Source organism: Massilia putida, from assembly GCF_001941825.1.
GTDB classification, from domain to species: Bacteria; Pseudomonadota; Gammaproteobacteria; order Burkholderiales; family Burkholderiaceae_D; genus Telluria; species Telluria putida.
Genome location: NZ_CP019038.1, coordinates 3817333 through 3835799, shown reverse-complemented (window position 1 = coordinate 3835799; position 18467 = coordinate 3817333). Strand labels below are relative to the sequence as shown.

Annotated in this window: 20 protein-coding genes; 17 read left to right on the top strand and 3 right to left on the bottom strand. The window is 64.5% G+C overall.

Annotated elements, in window-relative coordinates; all coding sequences use genetic code 11:
* The first annotated feature begins 85 nt into the window (after positions 1-85).
* Complete coding sequence (locus tag BVG12_RS19190; protein ID WP_075793798.1) at positions 86-1549, top strand: glutamate synthase subunit beta; 1464 nt, start codon at positions 86-88, stop codon at positions 1547-1549.
* A 134-nt stretch (positions 1550-1683) separates the two neighbouring features.
* Positions 1684-3201, top strand: a complete 1518-nt coding sequence (locus tag BVG12_RS19185) for a DUF4214 domain-containing protein (RefSeq protein WP_075793797.1) — start codon at positions 1684-1686, stop codon at positions 3199-3201.
* A gap of 86 nt (positions 3202-3287) precedes the next feature.
* On the opposite strand, the gene BVG12_RS19180 is transcribed toward BVG12_RS19185, so the two are convergent.
* On the bottom strand, positions 3288-3932 hold the full coding sequence (locus BVG12_RS19180) for a PEP-CTERM sorting domain-containing protein (RefSeq protein ID WP_075793796.1): 645 nt from the start codon (positions 3930-3932) through the stop codon (positions 3288-3290).
* 183 nt (positions 3933-4115) lie between these two features.
* Here BVG12_RS19180 and BVG12_RS19175 point away from each other — a divergent pair, with 183 nt between their 5' ends.
* Complete coding sequence (locus tag BVG12_RS19175; protein WP_075793795.1) at positions 4116-4997, top strand: NAD(P)-dependent oxidoreductase; 882 nt, start codon at positions 4116-4118, stop codon at positions 4995-4997.
* Here BVG12_RS19175 and BVG12_RS19170 read toward each other — a convergent pair whose 3' ends face one another.
* Positions 4998-6014, bottom strand: a complete 1017-nt coding sequence (locus tag BVG12_RS19170) for a CapA family protein (RefSeq protein WP_156895677.1) — start codon at positions 6012-6014, stop codon at positions 4998-5000.
* Positions 6007-6651 (bottom strand): dienelactone hydrolase family protein, encoded by a 645-nt coding sequence (locus BVG12_RS19165; RefSeq protein ID WP_075793794.1) that lies wholly within the window; start codon positions 6649-6651, stop codon positions 6007-6009. The genes BVG12_RS19170 and BVG12_RS19165 overlap by 8 nt, the downstream gene beginning before the upstream one ends.
* 389 nt (positions 6652-7040) lie before the next feature.
* Here BVG12_RS19165 and BVG12_RS19160 point away from each other — a divergent pair, with 389 nt between their 5' ends.
* The 14 genes from BVG12_RS19160 (at position 7041) to hisC (ending at position 18457) form a co-directional block, all read left to right on the top strand.
* On the top strand, positions 7041-7844 hold the full coding sequence (locus BVG12_RS19160) for an ABC transporter ATP-binding protein (protein ID WP_075793793.1): 804 nt from the start codon (positions 7041-7043) through the stop codon (positions 7842-7844).
* Positions 7841-8620, top strand: a complete 780-nt coding sequence (gene mlaE / locus BVG12_RS19155) for a lipid asymmetry maintenance ABC transporter permease subunit MlaE (protein WP_075793792.1) — start codon at positions 7841-7843, stop codon at positions 8618-8620. Before BVG12_RS19160 ends, mlaE begins: the two co-directional genes overlap by 4 nt.
* Before the next feature lie 17 nt (positions 8621-8637).
* Entirely contained in the window at positions 8638-9111 is a 474-nt protein-coding gene (mlaD, locus tag BVG12_RS19150; RefSeq protein ID WP_075793791.1) for an outer membrane lipid asymmetry maintenance protein MlaD, read from the top strand.
* Positions 9108-10016: an MlaA family lipoprotein gene (locus tag BVG12_RS19145; RefSeq protein ID WP_075793790.1), complete on the top strand. Its 909-nt coding sequence runs from the start codon at positions 9108-9110 to the stop codon at positions 10014-10016. The genes mlaD and BVG12_RS19145 overlap by 4 nt, the downstream gene beginning before the upstream one ends.
* A 77-nt stretch (positions 10017-10093) precedes the next feature.
* Entirely contained in the window at positions 10094-10747 is a 654-nt protein-coding gene (locus BVG12_RS19140) for an MlaC/ttg2D family ABC transporter substrate-binding protein (protein WP_075793789.1), read from the top strand.
* Between the two features lie 2 nt (positions 10748-10749).
* Positions 10750-11025: an STAS domain-containing protein gene (locus BVG12_RS19135; RefSeq protein ID WP_083685221.1), complete on the top strand. Its 276-nt coding sequence runs from the start codon at positions 10750-10752 to the stop codon at positions 11023-11025.
* Between the two features lie 173 nt (positions 11026-11198).
* Positions 11199-12131, top strand: a complete 933-nt coding sequence (locus tag BVG12_RS19130; RefSeq protein ID WP_075793788.1) for an ABC transporter ATP-binding protein — start codon at positions 11199-11201, stop codon at positions 12129-12131.
* Positions 12128-12895 (top strand): ABC transporter permease, encoded by a 768-nt coding sequence (locus BVG12_RS19125; protein ID WP_075793787.1) that lies wholly within the window; start codon positions 12128-12130, stop codon positions 12893-12895. The genes BVG12_RS19130 and BVG12_RS19125 overlap by 4 nt, the downstream gene beginning before the upstream one ends.
* A 6-nt stretch (positions 12896-12901) precedes the next feature.
* Positions 12902-13138 (top strand): BolA family protein, encoded by a 237-nt coding sequence (locus tag BVG12_RS19120; protein ID WP_075793786.1) that lies wholly within the window; start codon positions 12902-12904, stop codon positions 13136-13138.
* A 3-nt stretch (positions 13139-13141) separates the two neighbouring features.
* Positions 13142-14392 (top strand): UDP-N-acetylglucosamine 1-carboxyvinyltransferase, encoded by a 1251-nt coding sequence (gene murA / locus BVG12_RS19115; RefSeq protein ID WP_075793785.1) that lies wholly within the window; start codon positions 13142-13144, stop codon positions 14390-14392.
* 141 nt (positions 14393-14533) lie between these two features.
* Positions 14534-15208 carry an ATP phosphoribosyltransferase gene (gene hisG, locus BVG12_RS19110; RefSeq protein ID WP_075793784.1) on the top strand — a complete coding sequence of 225 codons (675 nt, stop codon included), beginning with the start codon at positions 14534-14536 and terminating at the stop codon, positions 15206-15208.
* A gap of 5 nt (positions 15209-15213) precedes the next feature.
* Complete coding sequence (gene hisD / locus BVG12_RS19105) at positions 15214-16539, top strand: histidinol dehydrogenase (protein WP_075793783.1); 1326 nt, start codon at positions 15214-15216, stop codon at positions 16537-16539.
* On the top strand, positions 16536-17366 hold the full coding sequence (locus BVG12_RS19100; protein WP_075793782.1) for a DNA-methyltransferase: 831 nt from the start codon (positions 16536-16538) through the stop codon (positions 17364-17366). The genes hisD and BVG12_RS19100 overlap by 4 nt, the downstream gene beginning before the upstream one ends.
* Complete coding sequence (hisC, locus tag BVG12_RS19095; RefSeq protein WP_075793781.1) at positions 17363-18457, top strand: histidinol-phosphate transaminase; 1095 nt, start codon at positions 17363-17365, stop codon at positions 18455-18457. The genes BVG12_RS19100 and hisC overlap by 4 nt, the downstream gene beginning before the upstream one ends.
* The last annotated feature ends 10 nt before the right edge of the window (positions 18458-18467 follow it).

Below are 18467 nucleotides of genomic sequence, written 5' to 3'. Positions count from 1 at the left end.
CCGCGCAGGCGGGAATCCATGCTGAACCACCGAAGTCGCACGCCTGGCATCTCTCCACACCGAACAGAAAACGATAGGAATACAAATGGGTAAGATCACCGGCTTCATGGAATTTCAGCGCCAGGAAGAAGACCACCTGGAACCCGCTGCCCGCCTCAAGAACTACAAAGAATTCACGATCACCTTGACCGACGCACAGGCGAAGGTGCAAGGTGCGCGCTGCATGGATTGCGGCATCCCGTTCTGCAACACCGGCTGCCCCGTCAACAACCAGATCCCCGACTGGAACGACCTGGTCTACCACAGCGACTACCGCCACGCCGTCGACAACCTGCACTCGACGAACAACTTCCCGGAATTCACGGGCCGCATCTGCCCGGCACCGTGCGAAGCCGCCTGCACGCTGGGCATCAACAATGAGCCGGTCGGCATCAAGTCGATCGAGCGCAAGATCGCCGACGCCGGCTGGGAACACGGCTGGATCGTGCCGCAAGTCGCCGCCGTCAAGACGGGCAAGAAGGTCGCCATCGTCGGTTCCGGCCCTGCGGGCCTGTCCGCCGCCCAGCAGCTGGCCCGCGCCGGCCACGACGTGACGGTGTTCGAGAAGAGCGACCGCATTGGCGGCCTGCTGCGCTACGGCATCCCCGACTTCAAGATGGAAAAGGACCTGATCGACCGCCGCGTCGAGCAGATGAAGGCCGAGGGCGTGACCTTCCGCACCTCGACGCTGATCGGCAAGGACTTCCCGGCCACCGTCAGCAACATGGCGCGCGAAACCATCTTCCCGGAAGACCTCGCGAAAGACTACGACGCCGTCATCATGGCCGGCGGTGCCGAGCAGCCGCGCGACCTGCCGGTCCCGGGCCGCGAGCTGAAGGGCGTCCATTTCGCGATGGACTTCCTGCCGCAGCAGAACCGCGTGAACGCCGGCGACAAGGTGAAAGACCAGATCAAGGCGACCGGCAAGCACGTGGTCGTGATCGGCGGCGGCGATACGGGTTCGGACTGCGTGGGCACGTCGAACCGCCACGGCGCCGCGTCGGTGACCCAGTTCGAACTGATGCCGATGCCGCCGGAGCAGGAAAACAAGCCGCTCGTGTGGCCGTACTGGCCGACCAAGCTGCGCACCTCGTCGTCGCACGAAGAAGGCTGCGAGCGCGACTTCGCCGTCGCCACCAAGCGCTTCGAAGGCAAGGGCGGCAAGGTCGAAAAAATCATCGCCTGCCGCGTCGAGTGGAAAGATGGCAAGATGACGGAAGTGCCTGGCTCGGAATTCGAACTGAAGGCCGACCTCGTGCTGCTGGCGATGGGCTTCGTGTCGCCGGTGCAGCAAGTGCTGGACGCGTTCGGCGTGCAGAAGGATGCCCGCGGCAACGCCCGCGCCACGACCGATGGCGACGTGTGCTACCAGACGTCGGTGCCGAAAGTGTTCACGGCCGGCGACATGCGCCGCGGCCAATCGCTCGTCGTGTGGGCGATCCGCGAAGGCCGTCAATGCGCCCGCGCCGTCGATGAATTCCTGATGGGATCGTCGGTGCTGCCGCGCTGATCGACAGCGTCTACGCAACAACATGGACAGCCCGGGTGCGCAACCCGGGCTGTTTTTTTTTCGTCGTGAGAATTCGCGCAATTGTTGCGTGCCGTTTCAGGTAATGTAACGGTTTTGATCCTGGCCTTGCAATCATGGATACCATTTCCATCAAGGGCAATCCGGCCCTGAACGGACAGAACCTGGCCTTCGAAGGCGTGCCGATCGACGCGCATTTCCTGCTGGGCGACTATCCCAACGTCGCCGTCAACAACGCGTCCGGCAAGTACACGTGGACGATCGGCGACCGCAAGGTGGAGACGACCGGCGTCTGGTACGACGCGGCGGTGAGCAGTTATACGCCGACCCAGGCGGACGTCGGCAAGACGATCTCGGTGACCGGTTCCGTTGCCTACGTCGACGGCATCCATACCTCGAGCAGCCCGAATGCGCTCACCGTCGTGAACGTCAACGACCTGCCGACCGGGACGGTGACCATCACGGGCGACACGGCGCACGCCGGCAGCCAGCTCCACGCCGTCAGCACGATCGCCGACGAGGACGGCATGGGAACCCTGTCCTACCAGTGGAAGGCGAACGGCCGGGCGATTCTTGGGGCGACCGGCGACACCTGGACCTTGGACGCGGCCCATGCGGGCCAGGCCATCAGCGTCGTCGCCAGCTATGTCGATGGCTACGGCCAGGCGGAATCGGTGGCGAGCGATGCCGATCCGAAGGCCGTGCACCAGAACAGTCCCGGCGCGCTCGTCGTGTCGGGCGAACTCGCGAAGGGCCATACGCTGCATGCGCAGATCGTCGACACGGATCCGTTCAGCAAGGCGTATTACCAGTGGCAGATCGACGACGGCACGGGTCACTACGTGAACGTGACCGGCAACTGGTCGGCCGACTTCACCCTGGGCGACAGCGTGCCCCCGGTCATGCGCGTGATCGCTACGTATGCCGACCGCTACGGCTTCATCGAAACCCATGTGCGGACGATCGGTACGGAAGGGCCGGACACGATCCGCGGCGATATGACCCCGGGCGAAGTCATCCAGGCGCGCGGCGGCGACGACACGCTCATCTACACCAGCGGCGCCATTTTCGATGGCGGCGACGGCATCGATACGTTTTATGGGATAGGCGGGAGCTCGGTCGGCCAGCTCGACGACCATACGTGGTACTTCTTGACCATGACCACGCACGGCAGCTGGCTCGTCAACATCGAGCGCGTGATCTTCGGCGAGCCGGGCGCGAGCAATGCCGAGGGCGTCGCCCTCGACTACTACGGCCACGGGGGCCAGGCGTATCGTCTCTACCAGGCCGCGTTCAACCGCACGCCCGACAAGGTCGGCGAAGGCTTCTGGATGAGCCGCCTCGACAAGGGCGTCAGCCTGACGGACGTCGCCAACGCCTTCGTCGCGTCGGATGAATTCAAGGCGCTGTACGGCACCAATCCGACGAACGCCGCCATCGTCGACAAGTTCTATCACAACGTCCTGCACCGCGACCCGGATCCGCAGAGCACGTTCTGGGTCGACGTGCTCGACCGCAAGGCGGCGACGGTCGCCGAGGTGCTGATCGGCTTCAGCGAAAGCGCCGAGAACGTGGCGGCGCTCGTCGGCGTGCAAAAGACGGGCATCCCCTACCTGCCGTATCATGACGGTTGAGTGATCCCGACAACGACGACACGGCCCGGGTGAGCAGCCCGGGCCGTTTTTATTTCACGTTCGGGTGATTCAAGCGGGCGGACAGATCAGCCGCGCCGGCACTTGGCCAGCGCCAGGAAGCCCATGCCGCCGGCCAGCAGCGCGAAGGTGCCCGGTTCCGGCACCGGCGCGAAGGTCGAGAATGTGCTCGAGATCGAACCGTTTTCCAGTGTCGTCAAGTCGTACGACGCGACACGGCCGTAGTTGGTCGCGTCGGTATCGAAGAACATGAATTTGCTGCTCGCGCCGGGTCCGAGGGTCCCGCCGCTCGCGCCGCCGAACAGGAAATTGACGTTCGGCGTGGCGAAGCGGCGGGCGACGTCGGGTGCCACATCGCCGGAGCCGTCGATCCGGTAGTCGGCGTCATACACGGGGACGAAAAAATTACCGATGCGCAGGCTCGTGATGGCGCCGGCCGAATTCGCATCGTTGATCACGCGCCAGTAAAAGTCGAGGGTGCCGTCGACGCTCGAGCGCACCACGCGCGATTGCACGCTGCCCGAGACGGTTCCGCCGTACGCGGCGAAGCTGAAGGGCACCGTATCGTCCGCGATGATCGGACCGGCCAGTTGCGGATTGGCGGCGACCGTGGTGCCGCTCAACGGGGTGTCGCCGACGGGCAGGACGACGGCATAGGCGCTGCTGCCCATGGCCAGCGCGGCAAGGGCCAGGGCAAGGGTGACACGTTTCATGGGTATCTCCGGTAAAGGCGGACGGCAGAACGCCGCCCGCGGTTGGTCAGCAGGAACAACGTCGCTTTACTTCGGAACAAATGTTTCGTTGCAATAAACGCAACGGAGAAATTATAAAAGTTGTCAATACGGTGGCAAGCGAAAATTTGTAAAAGATCAAAGACGACCCAAAGGAGATAAGGAATGGATATCGGCTATGTAGGGCTGGGCGGCATGGGACATGCCATGGCAAGCAACCTCATCGATAAAGGTCACACGCTGCGCGTCTGGAACCGCTCGCCGGACAAGGCGGCCGATCTCGTCGCGAAAGGGGCGACGCTGGTCGCGCATCCCGGCCAGGCGGTCGCAAGCGACGGCATCGTGTTCACGATGGTGGCGGATGACGCGGCGCTGGACCAGGTCGTCGGCGGGCCGGACGGCATCGCCGCGACGCTGGGGCCGGGCATCCACGTGTCGATGAGCACGGTTTCGCCCGAGACGACGAAACGCCTCGCCGCCCTGCATGCCGAACGCGGCGCCACGCTCATCGCCGCGCCCGTGTTCGGGCGTCCGGTCGCGGCGGCATCCGCCATGCTGTTCATCCTGTGCGCGGGTGACGCCGCCGCGCGCGAAAGAATCCTGCCGCTGCTCGGGACGATGGGCCAGCGCGTGTTCCAGCTCGGCGCCGACCCCGTCGCCGCCAGCATCGTCAAACTGAGCGGCAATTTCATGATCATGGGCGTCATCGAGGCGATGGCGGAAGCGGCGACCTTGTGCGAAAAATACGGCGTGCCGCGCACCGCGATGATGGACGTCATGACGCAATCGATTTTCGCCACGCCGCTGTACGTCAACTACGGCAACCTGATCGCGCAGCACCACTACACCAACCCCGGCTTCAAGCTGTCGTTGGGTTTCAAGGATGCGAACCTTGTGCTGGCGGCCGCGCGCAAGGCATACGTGCCGATGCCGCTGGCCAGCATGATGCACGACCGTTTTCTCGCCGCGCTGGCGAAGGACCGCGGCGAGCTCGATTGGACCGCGGCCGCGCTCGGCGTGTCGGAAGACGCGGGCCTGGCCCGGTGATCATTCGTGCGGCGGCGTCGCGTCCGGCTCGATGACGAGTACATCGCCGTCCAGCCGCGCCTTTGTTCCGAGGTCGCGGCACAGGGCCTGCATGCGCGTATAGATCCACGTGCGCTGCGTATGGTCGGCCGGGACCGCGCGGCCGTGGCGGATGAACACGGGATGCAGCACGATGCGCCTGAGGGCGTCCTCGCCCAGGCGGACCTCGAACAGCAATTGATGATCGTTGCGCAGAATGGCATCGACGGCGTAGTCGTCGACGAGGTCGCCGGCCGCGTACAAGATCGGCCAGCCCCGGTACAGCTCGATGCCGTGGAAGATGTGGGCGCTGTGACCGTAGACGATCTTCCAGCCGACGTCGATTGCGGCGTGCGCCAGGCGGCGCAGGTGTGCGCTTGGCGCCGTCACCATGTTCGGTCCCCAGTGCAGCGACAGGATCGGCCAGCGCACGCCGCTCGCGCGCAGGGGCGCGAGCGCGCGCGCGAAGGCGTCGATGGCGGCTGCCTCGTCGTGCAGGTTCAGCCAGGCGATGCCGGGGTGATCATCCGTGGCGGCGAAATCGTCCTGGTGGTCGCAGAACGCCGCCATGCCGACCAGGACATCGCCGCAGGGCACGACAGCCGGCGACTGCGCCCATGCGAGGTCGGGGCCGGCGCCCGTGTGGGCGATGCCGTGCGCGTCCAGGATGCGCATGGTGTCGGCCAGGCCCTGCACGTCGAAGTCGAGGCTGTGGTTGTTCGCCAGGCTGACGAGCCGGATGCCGGCATCGAACAGGGCCTGGCCGGATTCGGGCAGGGCGCCGAAATAATAGGCCTTGGGGGCGCCGTGCCAGTGCGCCGCGCTGTCAGTGAGCGCGCACTCCAGGTTGACGATGGCGAGGTCGGCCGCGCGCAGCAGGGGGGAGACGGCGTCCAGCGGCGCGTGGATGCCATCTTTCCGCATGACGTCGCGCACGTGGCGGCCCAGCATGGCGTCGCCGCCGAACATGAGGCGCAGGTCGGCGGCCACGTCAGTCACCCGCGAACTGCCCTTTGAACCAGTCGGTCGCAAGCCGCGCCACTTCTTCCAGCGTGCCCGGTTCTTCGAACAAGTGGGTGGCGCCGGGCACGATCACCAGCCGTTTCACGCAGCCCAGCTCGGCATAAGCCTGCTCGTTCAGGGCGATGACGGGCGTGTCGGCGCCGCCCACGATCAATAAGGTGGGCGCTTCGACGGCGCGCAGCGCGTCGGTGCCGGCGAGGTCCGGCCGCCCGCCGCGCGACACGACGGCCGCGACGGGCACCGCCGGGTCGGCCGCCAGCTGCAGCGCGGCCGCCGCGCCCGTGCTCGCGCCGAACAGGCCGAGCGGCAGGGCCATGGTCGCCTCCTCCGCGCCCAGCCAGGCGGCGGCGGTGCGCAGGCGGGTCGTCAGCAGGGAGATGTCGAAGCGGTTGTGGTAGTGCCGGTCCTCGTTCGGCGTGAGCAGGTCGAGCAGCAGGGTGCCGATGCCGGCGTCGCGCAGCACGTGCGCCGCGTGGTTGTTGCGCGGACTGAGCCGGCTGCTGCCGCTGCCGTGCGCGAACAGGACGACACCGAGCGCGTTGTGGGGCACTTCCAGCATGCCCTCCATCGTGGCCGCGCCGCTGTCGATGTGGACCAGGGCCTTCGTCATCATCGGATTCTCCGTACAGGATTGGACCGCCGCCGGATGCGAAATTCTCCGCCCGATTGTTAAAAAATGCCATAGCCGGCACGCCGCGGACGGCCCGGATCATCCCGTTCCCGACGTTCCGGACACGCTCCTCCGGCGACGTCGATGGGCCTCCGCCACGACTCGCACAAACGGGTTTCCATGTGGCATTTGTTAAAATATTTTAATGATGCGCAACAATGCGGTGTATGCATAGGTTAGTAAAAACAAGCACTTATGTTCCAAAATATCTGACTCGTGATTTAGTAATGTTGTAATATCACGTCGATAACACGCCCGGAATCGGGCGGCGTCCTGCAGGCCTTGCCGTTTCTGCACTACAATACGGGATTCTCCAAATACCAATATTCACTGTGTCCAACCTCGTCGAAATCCGCGATCTGCATTTTTCGTATGGCGATCGCCCGATCCTGCAGAACCTGAGCATGGACTTCCCGCGCGGTAAGCTGATTGCCGTGATGGGCGGCTCCGGCTCGGGCAAGACGACGGTGCTGCGCCTCATCGGCGGGCAGATCAAGGCGCAGCGCGGCACCGTCGCGGTGAACGGCGAGATCGTGAACCAGCTTGATACGGACGGCTTGTACCGCCTGCGCCGCAAGATGGGCATGCTGTTCCAGTTCGGCGCCCTGTTCACGGATCTGACCGTGTTCGAGAACGTGGCCTTTCCCCTGCGCGAGCACACGGAACTGCCGGAAGAACTGATCCGCGACCTGGTCCTGATGCGCCTGAACGCCGTCGGCCTGCGCAATGCGGCGAACCTCAAGCCGAACGAGATCTCGGGCGGCATGGCGCGCCGCGTGGCGCTCGCGCGTGCCGTCGCGCTCGACCCCGCCTTGATCATGTACGACGAACCGTTCGCCGGCCTCGATCCGATTTCGATGGGCGTGACCGCCAACCTGATCCGCAACCTGAACGACGCGCTGGGCTCGACGTCGATCGTCGTCTCGCACGACGTGAACGAGACCTTCATGATTGCTGACTATGTGTACTTCCTGTCCGCCGGCAAGATCGTCGCCGCGGGCACGCCGGACGAGATGCGCCGCTCGACCGACCCGTATGTCAAACAATTCGTGAACGCCGAGCCGGACGGGCCCGTGCCGTTCCACTATCCGGGTAAGTCGCTGGCCGAAGACCTGGGCCTGGGAGGCAAGCGATGACCAATATTCTTGGTTTCATTGGTGGTTTCGTCCTCGACACGCTGGCCCGCATCGGCTTCGTCACGCGCTCGTTCGGCGGCCTGGCCGCCAAGTCGCCGGGCGCGCTGCGCCGTCCCACGCTGATCTCGGAACAGATCCACTTCATCGGCAATTACTCTCTGCTGATCATCACCGTGTCCGGCCTGTTCGTCGGCATGGTGCTGGGCCTGCAGGGGTATTACACGCTGAGCCAGTTCGGCGCCGAAGAAAAGCTCGGCCAGCTGGTGGCGTTGTCGCTGCTGCGCGAACTGGGGCCGGTGGTCACGGCGCTGCTGTTCGCGGGCCGCGCGGGCACGTCGCTGACGGCGGAAATCGGCCTCATGAAGGCCGGCGAGCAATTGACCGCGATGGAAATGATGGCCGTCAACCCAATCCAGCGCGTGCTGGCGCCCCGTTTCTGGGCCGGCCTGATCGCCATGCCGGTGCTGGCCGCCGTGTTCTCCGCCATCGGCGTGATCGGCGGCTACCTGGTCGGCGTGCAGCTGATCGGCGTGGACGAGGGCGCGTTCTGGTCGCAGATGCAGGCGAACATCGACGTGCGCCGCGACATCATGAATGGCGTCATCAAGAGTTTTGTGTTCGGCATCGCCGTGACTTTCACGGCGCTGTTCCAGGGCTATGAAGCGCAGCCGACGCCGGAAGGCGTATCGCGCGCCACCACGCGGACTGTCGTGATCGCGTCGCTGATGGTGCTGGGGCTGGACTTCATCATGACCGCCTTGATGTTTAATAAATAGTGAGTTGGGAAAAACTTATGCATCGTAAATCCATTGACGTCTGGGTCGGCCTTTTTGTCCTGTTGGGTGCGTTATCGCTCCTTTTCCTGGCACTCAAAGCCGGTAACATGAGCACGATCTCGTTCAGCAAGACGTACTCGATCACGGGCAAGTTCGACAACATCGGCGGCCTGAAGCCGCAATCGCCCGTCAAGAGCGCGGGCGTGGTCGTGGGCCGCGTGGGTGACATCTCGTTCGACGACAAGAGCTTCCAGGCCATCGTTCGCCTGGATCTGAATCCTGCTTATAAGTTCCCGAAAGACAGCTCCCTGAAGATCCTGACTTCGGGCCTGTTGGGTGAGCAATACGTCGGCATCGAGGCCGGCGGCGATACGAACAACCTCGTCCAGGGCGACCGCATCACCCGGACGCAATCGGCCGCCGTGCTCGAAGATTTGATTAATCAATTTATTTACAGCAAGGCAGCCGAAGGAAAGGACAGTAGCAAATGACGAACCGCAATGACTCCGCCACGCCGCGCAAAGCACGCACCGGCTTGGCGCTGGCACTCGGTGCAGCCGTATTGCTGAGCGGCTGCGCGACGACTGGCAATCCCAAGGACCCGTTCGAGAAGTTCAACCGTGCCATGTTCAGCTTCAATGACACGGTCGACCGCGTCGCCCTGAAGCCGGCCGCCACTGCCTACAAGAACGTCACCCCGAGCTTCGTGCAAACCGGCGTGAACAATTTCTTCGGTAACTTGACGGACCTGTGGAGTTCGCTGAACAATTTCGCCCAGCTCAAGGGGCAGGACGGCTTGAACGATTTCATGCGTTTCGCCGTGAACTCGACCCTGGGCCTCGCCGGCGTGCTCGACATCGCCACCCCGGCCGGCATGCGCAAGCATAACGAAGACCTCGGCCAGACGCTGGGTTATTGGGGCGTGCCGAGCGGTCCCTACTTGATGTTGCCCTTGCTGGGCCCATCTACGGTGCGTGATACCGTGGCCTTGCCGGGCGACTGGTGGGGTGATCCGTGGACCCATGTGGACGATGTGCCTTGGCGTACCGGCGGCATCGTCCTGCGCGCGGTCGACCAGCGCGCCAGCGTGCTGGACGCGTCGAACCTGCTGGAAGACGCCGCGCTCGACCGCTACGAGTTCATCCGTGACGGCTATATGCAGCGCCGCACCAGCAAGGTGCTCGACACGGACAAGGCGCAGGAACGCGCCGACAAGGTCCACGAAAAGCTGGAAAAGGTGCAAGAAAAGGTCGAATCGAAGCTGGGCGTGAAGCTGGGCCCGAAACCGGTCCCGGAAGACGGCGCGGACGAGCCTGCTCCGGCCCCCGCGGCAGGTTCGGCACCGAATAATCCGCCCGTACCGGCGCCCGTGTCATCCGAACCGGCCAGTAAATAGTTAACCACGGTACAGCCAGGCCGTCCGCGCAGCACGCGGGACCGCCGGGCCAGACCTAACCCAGATAAAGGAAGCGTATGAAGCCCATCGCAAAACTGATCGTGACCGCCGCCGCCGTGGCCCTTTCCACCAGCGTCCTGGTGGCGCCGGCCCGTGCCGCCATCGAAGCACCGGACGCACTCGTCAAGCGCGTCTCCACCGACGTCATCGACAGCGTCAAGGCCGACAAGGACATCCAGGCCGGCAATACCCGCAAGATCATGGATCTGGTCAACACCAAGATCCTGCCGTACGTGGATTCGGAAAAGATGACCGCCCAGGCCGCCGGCCGCTTCTGGCGCCAGGCGACGCCGGAGCAGCAGAAGCAGCTGGCGGAAGAATTCCGCACGCTGCTCGTGTACACCTACGCCGGTGCGCTGTCGCAGATCAAGAACGAAACCATCGAGTTCAAACCGTTCCGCGCCGACCCGGCCGACACGGAAGTCGAAGTGAAATCGCAGGTCAACCTGACCCGCGGCGAGCCGATCACCCTGAACTACCGCCTGGCCAAGGGCCCGCAGGGCTGGAAGATCTTCGACTTGAACGTGCTGGGCGCGTGGCTGGTCGAGACCTACAAGAGCACCTTCGCCTCGGAAATCAGCAAGGGCGGCATCGACGGCCTGATCAAGAAGCTGCACGACCGCAACGAGCAGCTGGCCAACAAGCCGCTCAACAAGGCCCCGCAGAAGTAAGCATGGCGGAAGCGAACCCCATGCTCTCGCTCGAAGCCCTGACGTTCGGCAACGCCCAAGCGGCGCTGGCGCAGGGCTGCGCGGCCGTGACCGCCGGCGAAACCGTGTTCGACCTCGGCGGCGTCAAGGCCGCCGATTCCTCGGCCCTGGCCCTGATGCTGGCCTGGCAGCGCCGCGCGCAAGGGCAGGGGCGCAGCCTCAAGTTCATCAATGTGCCGGCCAACGTGGATGCGTTGGCAAAGTTGTACGGCGTCGACGGGTTGTTAGGCCGCATCTAACCGGCGCCAACGACGCGCGAATGTCACGCGTGGGCACGTGATGGATGCCCCCGGTATCCATCACCCCGCTCTACCCGCATCTCCAAAAACGCCACGGCCCGGAACGCTGTGGCGTTTTCTTCTATAATGGCCCGTTTCCCCCGCACGGTTCCGATCCTCCGGATCCCCAACGCATGACAGCAGCCATCCAGATCGACAGCGTCGAGAAAAGCTATAAGGGCTTCAAAGCCCTGAAGGGCGTTTCACTGAACATCGAACAAGGCGAATTCTTCGGCCTGCTCGGCCCGAACGGCGCCGGCAAGACGACTCTGATTTCGACCATTGCCGGCCTCATCCGCCCGGATGTGGGCAGCGTGCGCATCCACGGCCACGACGTCGTGAAGGATTTCCGCGCAGCGCGCATGAAGCTGGGCGTCGTGCCGCAGGAACTCGTGTTCGACCCGTTCTTCACCGTGCGCGAGACGCTGCGCCTGCAGTCGGGCTACTTCGGCCTTAAGAATAACGATGCATGGATCGACGAGGTCATGGAAAACCTCGACCTCACGCCCAAGGCGGACGTCAATATGCGGGCGCTGTCCGGAGGCATGAAGCGCCGCGTCCTGGTCGCGCAAGCCCTCGTCCATAAACCGCCCGTGATCGTGCTGGACGAACCGACGGCCGGCGTCGACGTCGAACTGCGCCAGACGTTATGGAAATTCATCTCGCGCCTGAACCGCGAGGGCCACACGGTCGTCCTGACGACGCACTACCTGGAAGAAGCGCAGGCCATGTGCCAGCGCGTGGCCATGCTCAAGACGGGCAACGTCGTCGCGCTGGACACCATGTCGCAGCTGCTGCGCCGCGTGTCCGGCTCGTCGCTCGTCGTGCACCTGAAGCACGGGACGCTGCCGGACGGCCTGCGCCACCTCGTCGCGCACGACGAACACAATGGCGGCGACACGTACACGTTGCGCGTCAACGAGTACAGCGAGGTCGAAGGCATCCTCGCGCGCCTGCGCGAATCGGGCGCCGAGATCGACGAGATGCAGCTGCAGCAGGCCGACCTGGAAGACATCTTTATCCAGATCATGGAAGGCGAATCTCAAGCTGGAGCATCCGTACGATGAATCTGTTTTCGGTGGGCTTCAAGACCCTGTTCTTCAAAGAGATCCTGCGTTTCTGGAAGGTCGCGACGCAGACCATCGCCGCGCCCGTCGTCAGCGCGATGCTGTATTTGCTGATCTTCGGCCACGTGCTGGACGGCCGCGTCGAGATGCTGGACGGCGTCAGCTACACGTCCTTCCTCGTCCCCGGCCTGGTGATGATGAGCGTGCTGCAGAACGCGTTCGCCAACTCGTCGTCGTCGCTGATCCAATCGAAAATCACGGGCAACCTCGTGTTCATCCTGCTGCCGCCGCTGTCGCACGTGGAGATTTTGTCCGCGTACGTGACGGCGTCCGTCGTGCGCGGGCTGGCCGTCGGCCTGGGCGTGTTCGTCATCATGGCGTGGTTCGCGCACCTGAGTTTTGTCGCGCCGCTGTGGATCGTCGTGTTCGCGCTGCTGGGCGCGGGCATCCTGGGTACGCTGGGCGTCATCGCCGGCATCTGGGCGGAAAAATTCGACCAGCTGGCCGCGTTCCAGAACTTTTTGATCACGCCTGCAACATTTTTGGCCGGTGTGTTCTATTCCATTAAGAAACTTCCGCCGTTCTGGCTTGCAGTCTCGCATTTCAACCCGTTCTTTTATATGATTGACGGGTTCCGCTATGGTTTCTTTGGCCAGTCCGACGTGTCGCCCTGGACCAGCCTGGCCATCGTCGCCGTCTTCTTCGTGGCCTTGGCCGCTATCGCAATCAATCTGCTTCGTCGCGGCTACAAGCTGCGTCACTGACAAAACATGGTTACTACACCCGAACTCATCCACGGCTACATCCAAAAGGGCCTGGAGTGCACCCACCTCGAAGTGGAGGGCGACGGCCAGCATTTCAGCGCCGTCATCGTCTCGCCCGCGTTCGCCGGCAAGAGCCGCATCCAGCGCCACCAGATCGTCTACGCCGCGTTGGGCGACCGCATGCGCGAGGAAATCCACGCGCTGTCGATGAAGACGCTGGCCCCCGACGAGTACCAAGGATAATCGATGGACAAGCTCCAGATCGTCGGCGGCAAGCGCCTGAACGGTGACATCCCCATCTCGGGCGCCAAGAACGCGGCGCTTCCGATCCTGTGCGCGGGCTTGCTGACGTCCGGCGACCTGCGCCTGTCGAACGTGCCGCGCCTGCACGACGTGCGCACGATGCTGCGCCTGCTCGAGCAGACCGGGTTGAAAGTCACGCAGGACGACGAGAACGTCGTGCTGAACGGATCCGCCATCGACACCCTCGTCGCACCGTACGAACTGGTGAAGACGATGCGCGCGTCGATCCTCGTGCTGGGCCCGATGCTGGCGCGCTTCGGCGAAGCCAAGGTGTCGCTGCCGGGCGGCTGCGCGATCGGTTCGCGTCCCGTCGACCAGCACATCAAGGGCCTGCGCGCGATGGGCGCCGACATCACGATCGAAGGCGGCTACATCCACGCGAAAGCCGCCCGCCTGAAGGGCGCCCGCATCCACACGGACATGATCACGGTGACGGGCACGGAGAACCTCTTGATGGCCGCCACGCTGGCCGAGGGCGAGACGGTCCTGGAAAACGCCGCGCGCGAGCCGGAAGTGACCGACCTCGCGAACATGCTCGTCGCGATGGGCGCGAAGATCGAGGGCATCGGGACCGACCGCCTCGTGGTCCAGGGCGTGGACAGCCTGCACGGCACCGCGCACTCGGTGATCTCGGACCGCATCGAAGCGGCCACGTTCCTGTGCGCCGTCGCGGCGACGGGCGGCGACATCCGCATCACCCGCACCCGCACCGACATCTTCGACGTGGCCATCGACAAGCTGCGCGAGATGGGCGTCCAGCTGACCGTGGAAGGCGATTCGATCCGCGCGCGCATGGACGCCAGGCCGCAGCCGGTCTCGTTCCGCACCACGGAATACCCGGGCTTCCCGACCGATATGCAGGCGCAGTTCATGGCCGTGAACACGATCGCGAACGGCCCGAGCCGCGTCACCGAAACCATTTTCGAGAACCGCTTCATGCACGTGCAGGAAATGAACCGCCTGGGCGCGCAGATCTCCACCGAGGGCAACACGGCCTTCATCAAGGGCGTCGACCGCCTCGTCGGCGCGCCCGTGATGGCGACCGACCTGCGCGCCTCGGCCTCGCTCGTGATCGCCGGCCTGGCCGCCGAGGGCACGACCCTCGTCGACCGCATCTATCACCTGGATCGCGGGTATGACCGGATGGAGGCGAAGTTGTCGGCGGTGGGGGCGGATATCGTCCGTATCAAATAAAACAACGTCGTTCCCGCGCAAGCGGGAACCCATACCGAGGCTCCGACAGCCGATTCGTCGAATCCTCGTCGGCCTTACCCGGAAGCTCAGCATGGATTCCCGCGTGCGCGGGAATGACGGGTCCAAAATGAACGCAGTCACATGAACGACACTACTCGGGACAGCTCGCAACTGATCCTCGCCCTCTCGAAGGGCCGCATCTTCGAAGACACGCTGCCGCTGCTGGCCGCGGCCGGCATCGAGGTACTGGAAAATCCGGAAACCTCGCGCAAGCTGATCCTCGCCACCAACGACCCGGGCATCCGCGTGCTGATCGTGCGCGCCACCGACGTGCCGACCTATGTCCAGCATGGCGCCGCCGACTTCGGCGTCGCCGGCAAGGACGTGCTGCTCGAGCATGGCGGCGAAGGCCTGTATCAACCGATCGACCTGCGCATCGCCTGCTGCCGCATGTCCGTGGCCGTCAACGCCGGCTTCGACTACGACAACGCCGTGCGCCAGGGCGCGCGCCTGCGCGTGGCCACCAAGTTCGTGCACACGGCGCGCGAGCACTTCGCCAAGAAGGGCGTGCACGTCGACCTCATCAAACTGTATGGTTCGATGGAGCTGGCGCCGCTGGTCGGCCTGTCCGACGCCATCGTCGACGTCGTGTCGACGGGCGGCACGCTGCGCGCCAACAACCTGGTCGAAGTCGAAAAGATCATGGAGATCTCGTCGCGCCTCGTCGTCAACCAGGCCGCCCTGAAACTCAAGCGCGAGCGCCTGCAACCGATCATCGACGCGTTCGAACGCGCGTCCAAGCAGCAGCCATGCTAACGACCATGTCCATCACGATCCGCAAACTCGATTCCACCGCCGCCGGCTTCCAGCAGACCCTTAACACGCTGCTCGCGTTCGAAGCCGAGACCGACGACGCCATCGAATCGGCCGTCGCCAAGATCCTCGCCGACGTGAAGGCGCGCGGCGACGCCGCCGTGCTGGAATACACGAACAAATTCGATCGCATCCCGGACGGCGGCGCGGCCAGCATGGCTGCCCTCGACGTCACGCAGGAAGAATTGCAGGCCGCCCTGGATTCGCTGCCGGAGTCGCAACGCACCGCGCTGCGCACGGCCGCGGAACGCATCCGCGTGTTCCATGAGCGCCAGAAGCAGGAGCTGAACGGTTTTACGTACACGGAGCCCGACGGCACGGTGCTCGGCCAGCGCGTCACGCCGCTGGACCGCGTGGGCATCTATGTGCCGGGCGGCAAGGCCGCGTATCCGTCGTCGGTGCTGATGAACGCGATTCCCGCGCAAGTGGCCGGCGTGAAGGAAATCGTGATGGTCGTGCCGACGCCGGATGGCGTCAAGAACCGCATGGTGCTCGCGGCCGCCGCGATCGCCGGCGTCACGCGCGTGATCACGATCGGCGGCGCACAGGCCGTCGGCGCGCTCGCCTACGGCACGGCGACCATTCCGCCGGTGGATAAGATCGTCGGTCCGGGCAATGCCTATGTCGCCGCCGCCAAGCGCCGCGTGTTCGGCACGGTCGGCATCGACATGATCGCGGGCCCGTCGGAAATCCTCGTGCTGTGCGACGGCACGACCGACCCGGACTGGGTCGCGATGGACCTGTTCTCGCAGGCCGAGCACGACGAGCTGGCGCAAGCGATCCTGCTGTGCCCCGATGCGCAGTACATCGCGCAAGTCGAGGCGAGCATTCATAAACTGCTGCCGACGATGCCGCGCAAGGACACCATCGCCACGTCGCTGACGGACCGCGGCGCGCTGATCAAGGTGCGCGACATGGATGAAGCGTGCGCGATCTCGAACGCCATCGCGGCCGAGCACCTGGAGATCTCGGCCGAGAATCCGCAGCAGTGGGCCGACAAGATCCGCCACGCGGGTGCGATGTTCCTGGGCCGCTTCTCGTCCGAGTCGCTGGGCGACTACTGCTGCGGCCCGAACCACGTGCTGCCGACGTCGCGCACGGCGCGTTTCTCGTCGCCGCTGGGCGTGTATGATTTCCAGAAGCGCTCGTCGATCCTGTTCGTGTCCGAGGCCGGCGCGCAAACGCTGGGCCGTGTCGCGGCCGAACTGGCGTACGGCGAAGGCCTGCAGGCGCACGCGCGCAGCGCAGAACTCAGGATTCAACCGGAATCATGACGGCCTGGCTCGATCAGGTCTTCTGCGAGGATGCGCTGGCCGGCATGGCGCGCATCCCCGACGGCAGCATCGACCTGATCCTGACGGACCCGCCGTATAATCTCGGCAAGGATTACGGCAACGGCTCGGACCAGCAGAGCACCGAGGATTACCTCGCCTGGACCGAGCGCTGGATCGACCGTGCGCTGCCGAAACTGAAAGACAACGGCAGCCTGTACATCTTTCTCACGTGGCGCTTCGCGCCCGAGATCTTCGTCATGCTCAAGCGGCGCATGACGATGATGAACGAGATCATCTGGGACCGCCGCGTCCCCTCGATGGGGGGCAGCACCAGGAGCTTTTCCTCGGTGCACGACACCATCGGCTTCTTCGTGAAGCGCAAGGATTATTATTTCGACTTGGACTCCGTACGTATCCCGTACGACGCCGAGACGAAGAAGGCGCGATCGCGCTCGATCTTCGTGGGCGCCAAGTGGCTGGAAGTGGGTTACAACCCCAAGGACTTGTGGAGCGTGTCGCGGCTGCATCGCGAACATGCGGAACGGGTCGACCATCCGACGCAGAAACCGCTCGAGATCATCGAGCGCATGGTCAAGGCGTCATGCCCGCCGGGCGGCGTCGTGCTCGACCCGTTCATGGGCAGCGGCACGACGGCGCTGGCCGCCAAACGCCTCGGCCGGCATTTCACCGGTTTCGAACTGAACCCCGCCTACTGCGCGACCATCGCGGAACGCTTGTCCGCCCCCGCGCAGCCGGTCCCGAAAAAACGCAAAGGCGCCCGCGCCGAAGTTTCCACCACCGCCACCGAAGGAGTGAACCAGGAATGACCAGCATCGACAACCTCATCGCCAACACGATCCGCGAAGACGTCCGTGCCGGCCATATCTACAACGTCCCGGATTCGAGCGGCTACATCAAGCTGGACGCGATGGAAAACCCGTACCAGCTGCCCGATCCGCTGCGCGCCGAACTGGCCCAGCGCCTGGCGGACGCCGTCCTGAACCGCTATCCGCTGGCGTCGTACAGCACGCTGAAGGACAAGATCCGCACGACGCTGGGCGTGCCGGCCGGTTACGACGTCATCCTCGGCAACGGTTCGGACGAGATCATCTCCATTCTGTGCACCGCCTGCTCGCGCCAGGACAAGCGCGCGATCGTGCTGGCGCCCAGCCCGGCGTTCGTCATGTTCCAGCGCTCCGCCCAGTTCGCGGGCATGGATTATGTCGGCGTCCCGCTGAAGGCCGACTTCTCGCTGGACCGCCCCGCCATGCTGGCCGCGATCGCCGAGCACAAGCCGGCGCTCGTGTTCCTGGCCTACCCGAACAACCCGACCGGCAACCTGTACGACGAAGCCGACATGGTCGCCATCATCGAAGCGCTGGGAGAAACGGGCATCGCCGTCGTGGACGAGGCCTATCAGCCGTTCGCGCGCACGAGCTTCATGGACAAGCTGCCGCGCTATCCGAACCTCGTCGTGATGCGCACGCTGTCGAAGCTGGGCCTGGCCGGCATCCGCCTCGGTTATCTCGCCGCCGCGCCCGCGTTGCTGCAGCAGTTCGACAAGGTGCGGCCGCCGTACAATGTCAACGTATTGACCCAGGTGGCGGCGGAATTCGCCCTCGACCACCTGGACGTGCTGGACGAGCAGGCCGCCCGCCTCAACGAGGCGCGTACGGAACTGGCTGCCGCGCTGGCCGCGCTGCCGGGCGTGACTGTGTTCCCGTCGAGCGCGAATTTCATCACCTTCCGCGTGCCGGATGCGGAGCGAAGCTGCGCTAAACTGTTCGCAGATCGGGTGCTGACCAAGAATTTGAGTAAAATGCATGAATTGCTGGCCAATTGCATCCGTGTTACGGTCAGCACTCCGGAAGAAAATTCCGTATTCCTGAATGCCCTGAAGGCTTCGCTGCAAGCCTGAACACCGCCGA

Bases quoted from the DNA above. Each gene is read 5' to 3' on its own strand.
- BVG12_RS19190 (WP_075793798.1), top strand. From the start codon at position 86: ATGGGTAAGATCACCGGCTTCATGGAATTTCAGCGCCAGGAAGAAGAC.
- BVG12_RS19185 (WP_075793797.1), top strand. From the start codon at position 1,684: ATGGATACCATTTCCATCAAGGGCAATCCGGCCCTGAACGGACAGAAC.
- BVG12_RS19180 (WP_075793796.1), bottom strand. From the start codon at position 3,932: ATGAAACGTGTCACCCTTGCCCTGGCCCTTGCCGCGCTGGCCATGGGC.
- BVG12_RS19175 (WP_075793795.1), top strand. From the start codon at position 4,116: ATGGATATCGGCTATGTAGGGCTGGGCGGCATGGGACATGCCATGGCA.
- BVG12_RS19165 (WP_075793794.1), bottom strand. From the start codon at position 6,651: ATGATGACGAAGGCCCTGGTCCACATCGACAGCGGCGCGGCCACGATG.
- mlaE (WP_075793792.1), top strand. From the start codon at position 7,841: ATGACCAATATTCTTGGTTTCATTGGTGGTTTCGTCCTCGACACGCTG.
- mlaD (WP_075793791.1), top strand. From the start codon at position 8,638: ATGCATCGTAAATCCATTGACGTCTGGGTCGGCCTTTTTGTCCTGTTG.
- BVG12_RS19145 (WP_075793790.1), top strand. From the start codon at position 9,108: ATGACGAACCGCAATGACTCCGCCACGCCGCGCAAAGCACGCACCGGC.
- BVG12_RS19140 (WP_075793789.1), top strand. From the start codon at position 10,094: ATGAAGCCCATCGCAAAACTGATCGTGACCGCCGCCGCCGTGGCCCTT.
- BVG12_RS19135 (WP_083685221.1), top strand. From the start codon at position 10,750: ATGGCGGAAGCGAACCCCATGCTCTCGCTCGAAGCCCTGACGTTCGGC.
- BVG12_RS19130 (WP_075793788.1), top strand. From the start codon at position 11,199: ATGACAGCAGCCATCCAGATCGACAGCGTCGAGAAAAGCTATAAGGGC.
- BVG12_RS19125 (WP_075793787.1), top strand. From the start codon at position 12,128: ATGAATCTGTTTTCGGTGGGCTTCAAGACCCTGTTCTTCAAAGAGATC.
- BVG12_RS19120 (WP_075793786.1), top strand. From the start codon at position 12,902: ATGGTTACTACACCCGAACTCATCCACGGCTACATCCAAAAGGGCCTG.
- murA (WP_075793785.1), top strand. From the start codon at position 13,142: ATGGACAAGCTCCAGATCGTCGGCGGCAAGCGCCTGAACGGTGACATC.
- hisG (WP_075793784.1), top strand. From the start codon at position 14,534: ATGAACGACACTACTCGGGACAGCTCGCAACTGATCCTCGCCCTCTCG.
- hisD (WP_075793783.1), top strand. From the start codon at position 15,214: ATGTCCATCACGATCCGCAAACTCGATTCCACCGCCGCCGGCTTCCAG.
- BVG12_RS19100 (WP_075793782.1), top strand. From the start codon at position 16,536: ATGACGGCCTGGCTCGATCAGGTCTTCTGCGAGGATGCGCTGGCCGGC.
- hisC (WP_075793781.1), top strand. From the start codon at position 17,363: ATGACCAGCATCGACAACCTCATCGCCAACACGATCCGCGAAGACGTC.